This is a genomic window from Natronospira sp. (assembly GCF_007134575.1).
GTDB classification, from domain to species: domain Bacteria; phylum Pseudomonadota; class Gammaproteobacteria; order Natronospirales; family Natronospiraceae; genus Natronospira; species Natronospira elongata.
Window position 1 is genome coordinate 1 of the sequence record NZ_SLKM01000302.1, and the last position, 2,947, is coordinate 2,947.

The window sequence follows — 2,947 nt, forward strand, 5'->3', positions numbered from 1 at the left end:
CTGCTGGCACGGGGTGAGTCCGTGGAAGTGAGCATGGCCGGTGAGGCCCTGCAGAACGGGGCTCGAGGACAAAGGATTCGGGTCCGCAATCTGAGTTCCGGTAAGGAGCTGGAAGGTGTTGTGAGCGGCGAAGGGACGGTAAAAATCCGTTTCTGAACCGAGAGTTAGACCGACCCTGGCCTGGGAAGCGGCCGGGACGGTACAATAGAGGACAGGTCGCGACGGAAAATCCGAAAAAATCCCTCAAGTCCGGCGGGAAGCGGCCGATAAGGAGGGTGAAAGCGGGTTTTCCGGGGGAGCGAGGAAGTCATGATCGATCGCATCAACAATCTGGTCCAGGGGCAGAACCAGCTCCAGAACGATCGGCGCAATGAGCGGGTGGAAAATACCCGTGAAGGCGGCGGCGAGAGCGGCAATCGCCCTGAAGAGGACCGGGTCAGCCTGTCGGCCTCCGGTCGCCAGATGCAGGCCATCGAGCAGCGCGTCGCGGAAAGCGACGGCGTCGACCAGGCACGGGTCGCCGAGCTGCGTGATGCGATTGAACGTGGCGACTACGAGCTTGACTCTGATCGCATCGCTGACGCGTTGATCCGCGACAGCCGGGAAATCTAGACCCCGGCTGAAGCCGTTCGAGCGCCCTCCTTCGTCCTGTCCTCCCCAATCCATCTGGATCGTCCGGAGGAATTCGCTGTGAATGACCAAGCCCAGCACGACCCCCGCCAGCTCGCCAGCCAGCGGCTGCAATCCCTTCGGGCGCTGGCGCGCCAGTTTGAGCAGCTCCTGGAACAGGAAGCCGCGGCACTCAGCCAACGCGACACCGAGGCCGTCCATGATCTGGCGGCAAGAAAGATCCCGCTTGCCGAAGACATGGACCGGGGTTTTAAATATCTGCTCGGGGCATTGGAAAAGGGATTCAACATCCAGGCCTCAAGCGATGCCCGGGAGAGGCGTGGCGAGCAGATTGCCAGGGCCCTTGAGTTGGCCGGCGAATCCAGCCTCGCGACTCAATGGACCGAGCTGCTGGCCGAATTGGGCAAACTACGCCACGACAATCAGAATAATGGTCAGCGGGTCGGATTGCAGGGTAGACAGATTGAACAGGCTCTCGCTATCCTCAGCGGGCAGGATTTGGGGACAAAAGTCAGCACCACCTATGGATCGGATGGTCGTACCCGGGATGGCGAGAACAGTCAGCGCCATGTTTGGGTTTGATCGCCCCTGGTCGGCGTATTGATGCCGCTCCTCGCTTATTTCGCTCAGCACGGCTCCCTGCGCACGGATAGCAGCATGAGTCGACTACACTTTGCCCAATAGATAAAACCTTTTGACATAAATTGAAAGCTACAGTGACAGTGGGATCCGACCATAATGCCCCGGCGGAAGAAACGCTGGAGAAGCGCCCTGCCCGCATCCGACAGTTACTGCTGCGGTTGAGGGACCAGCGCCCCTTGCTGACCGTCAGCTTCCGCGGCCGCTCCGATCAGTTCGGCAGCATGCTGCTGGGCGTGGACATAGAGCGTGGCGAACTCAGTTTCGACGAGCTCACCCCCACTGATGGCGATCGACTGGTTCGTCTCCAGCAGAGTTTTCAGGTCACGGGGCAGCTGGATGGCGCGGAAGTGCGTTTTCCGGTCCAGGTACGTCGTCGCGAGGAACAGGATGGCTTCATCACCTATATTGCGCCGATCCCGGATAGTCTGCGCTACCTTCAACGGCGCCGGGCCTTCCGGGTGGAAGTTCCTGCTCGCCCCGAATGCCCGGTGGTAATGAGTAATTCGGACGGGGACTGGTTCGAGGGCGTGTTGGTCGACGTGTCGATTTCCGGCATCGGTTTCCGTGTCAACAAACAGCTCGCCGATGGACTGGAGCGCGGTAGCCGTTGTGACTGCCATATTGATTTTCCTGACGCCACGGTTGAAACCCGGGTCGAAATCCGTTTCAACGAGCCAGTGCGTGACAAACCCTTCAATCGCCTGGGGGCTCGATTCCTTCGCCTGGAGGCCAGTGACCGCCGTCAGATCGAGCGATTTGTCTTCCAGTTGCAACGCAGGCAGCTAAAAAACGAACTATAAGCCGATGTTTTGTCCAGAGGGGCTTGAGACTGCAATGGCCCTCCCGCCATAATTGGCGTCAATACCACCCGGTGAGCCCCACCCCGCCGACACAGGTTGATTTCATGGCAGAAACAAGCGCAGCAAGCAAGGGACCGGCTCCGCAGCTCTTCATTGCTCGGCAACCCATCTTCGACCAGAAGCAGCGGGTCTATGGCTATGAGATCCTGTTTCGGGACAGCCGCCGCAACATTGCCTCGGTATTCGACGGCGACCGGGCTACCTCTCAGGTAATCACCGATACCTTTCTGGAAATCGGTCTGGACAAACTGGTGGGCTCCAAATATGCCTTTTTCAACCTGACCCGCAACTTTCTCATCAACGACACGGATTTCCCGCTATCCAGCGCCCATGTGGGGCTTGAGATCCTGGAAACCGTGGAAGTGGATGACAAGCTGGTGAAATCGGTGGAGCGGCTGGTGGACCAGGGCTTCAAGATTGCCCTGGATGACTTCGAATACCGTGAAGAAGTGGTTCCGCTTCTGCCGCTCGCGCATCTGGTCAAGATCGACATACTCGATCGCAGCCGGGAACAGCTGGCCGAGGAAGTGAGCAAGGTCCGCCAGTACCCCGCCCGGCTCGTGGCAGAGCGGGTCGAGACCCAAGAGGCCTTTGACATGGCCGTGGAACTGGGCTTTGACTATTTCCAGGGCTATTTCCTGTGCGAACCCGAGCTGCTGGAGCGCAAGCGCCTGCCGGACAACAAACTCAGCATTCTCCGGGTTCTGGCCAAGCTACAGGACCCTGATGTGGGGCCCAAGGAACTGGAAGCCATCATCAAGCAGGACGTGGCCCTTTCCTACAAGCTGCTTCGCTGCGTCAATTCCGCCTATTAC

General features: G+C 59.2%; 5 protein-coding genes. All 5 read left to right on the forward strand.

Annotated features, from left to right (window positions below; genetic code table 11):
• Positions 1 to 3: 3 nt before the first annotated feature.
• Complete coding sequence (flgA, locus tag ACJWXQ_RS12165; RefSeq protein ID WP_406672909.1) at positions 4 to 156, forward strand: flagellar basal body P-ring formation chaperone FlgA; 153 nt, start codon at positions 4 to 6, stop codon at positions 154 to 156.
• A gap of 153 nt (positions 157 to 309) precedes the next feature.
• Positions 310 to 612, forward strand: a complete 303-nt coding sequence (flgM, locus tag ACJWXQ_RS12170) for a flagellar biosynthesis anti-sigma factor FlgM (protein ID WP_346049230.1) — start codon at positions 310 to 312, stop codon at positions 610 to 612.
• Positions 613 to 690: 78 nt separating this feature from the next.
• Positions 691 to 1,212, forward strand: coding sequence for a flagellar export chaperone FlgN (gene flgN, locus ACJWXQ_RS12175; RefSeq protein WP_406672906.1), 522 nt, complete (start codon positions 691 to 693; stop codon positions 1,210 to 1,212).
• Between the two features lie 134 nt (positions 1,213 to 1,346).
• The gene (locus ACJWXQ_RS12180; RefSeq protein WP_406672907.1) at positions 1,347 to 2,072 is read left to right on the forward strand and encodes a flagellar brake protein; all 726 of its coding nucleotides are present in this window, start codon (positions 1,347 to 1,349) and stop codon (positions 2,070 to 2,072) included.
• Positions 2,073 to 2,176: 104 nt separating this feature from the next.
• Positions 2,177 to 2,947, forward strand: a 771-nt coding sequence (locus tag ACJWXQ_RS12185; protein ID WP_406672908.1) for an EAL and HDOD domain-containing protein, incomplete at its 3' end; no start/stop codon positions are given.

What these genes read in the sequence shown, in the direction of transcription:
- flgM (WP_346049230.1), top strand. Translation starts at nt 310, where the DNA reads ATGATCGATCGCATCAACAATCTGGTCCAGGGGCAGAACCAGCTCCAG.